The 1,387-nt window shown below is 66.0% G+C and carries 1 protein-coding gene; it reads right to left on the bottom strand.

The annotated features are described in order from the left end of the window. On the bottom strand, positions 1 to 1,158 hold a 1,158-nt coding region (locus tag ACTWPW_RS64200; protein ID WP_443175042.1), incomplete at its 3' end, for an IS110 family transposase. Positions 1,159 to 1,387: the final 229 nt, after the last annotated feature.

The raw sequence follows: 1,387 nt of genomic DNA, 5'->3' as shown, positions 1-1,387 counted from the left end.
GTCGTGGAAGCGGGCGTCGGAGTTGGACAGCAGGTGCCAGACGATGGTCAGAATGGAGCGGCCGACCGCAACGACGGCTTTCTTCTTGCCGCGTCGGCGGGCGATGCGGCGGTAGCGCTCACCGAGGAAGGTGGGAGTCTTGCTGGCGCCGACGGCGGCTTCGCCCAGGACGCGGGCGAGGTAGCGGTTGCCGTGGCCGGTGGAGTTGCGGCCCTTCTTCTTGCCGGCCGACTCCTTGATGATCGGGGTGAGCTTGGCCCAGGAGCACAAGTGCCCGGCGGTGGGGAAACGGCTCATGTCCAAGCCGATCTCGGTGATGATCGTGTGGGCGGCGATCAGGCCGACGCCGGGGATCTCATCCAGGCGCTCGGCTGCGTCGGCGAAAGGGGCGACCACTGCCTCGATGGTGCGATCGAGGTCGGCGATGTCGGCCTCGACCGCTTCCACTCGGGCCACCATCTTGGCGAGCAGGTAGGCGTGGTGGTCGGTGAAGTGGCCGGTGAAGGCCTCCTCTAGTGCGCCGATCTTGGTGCGCATCCGGGTGCGGGCCAGTTGAGCCAGGGCCTTGGGGTCGCGTTCGCCGCTGATGAGGGCCTTGAGCATGGCTCGGCCGGAGACGCCGAAGATGTCGGAGGCGACGACGCTGAGCTTGATGTGCGCGTCTTCGAGGAGCTTTTCGACGCGGTTCTTCTCCGCGGTGGCCGCGCCGACCAGATCGATCCGGTAGCGGGTCAGGTCGCGTAGGCGGCGGATCGCTGGTGGGGGGACGAAGCTGGGGCGGATCATCTGCCGTTCGGCGACCTTGCAGAGCCATACCGCGTCGATGGTGTCGCTTTTGGGCCGGCCGGGCAGGTGTTTGACGTCACGCGCGTTGACCAGCCACACCTCGAAGCCTGCCGCTTCCAGCAGGTAGAAGACGGGTTTCCAGTAGTCGGAGGTGGCCTCCATGACCACCCGGGTCACGCCCAGGCAGCGGAAGTGATCCGACATGGTCAGCAGCGCGCGGGTCATGGTGGAGTACGTGCTCACCTCCTGCAGTCGTTTACCGGTCTTGGTCTCGCTGGGCAGGCGCACGCAGGCCACCAGTTCGGCTTTGCCGATGTCGAGCGCGGCGATCCTGGGGATGATCTCTTCGTTGTCGTTGGTCTCGACCAGCACCAGCTTCCTCCCTTGCCGAGTCACGGGCTACAACGGTCACCCGCAGGAGCCAAGGGCAGGTGCAGAAGCTAATCCGCGTGCTCAAAGGCGACAATGAAGGGCCCATGGCAGGCTCCCAGCGCCCGACTAGACGACGGCCTCATGACGACCATAGAGCTACGGCGTCGGCGGGTAACCACTCCCGATTTTCAGCCCGGAACGGGCTCCGCGCAGCGGAAATGGGACTAGA

The organism is Nonomuraea sp. KM90 (assembly GCF_052246675.1).
Taxonomy (GTDB): Bacteria; Actinomycetota; Actinomycetes; order Streptosporangiales; family Streptosporangiaceae; genus Nonomuraea.
This window is presented reverse-complemented; position numbering and strand designations above follow the sequence as displayed.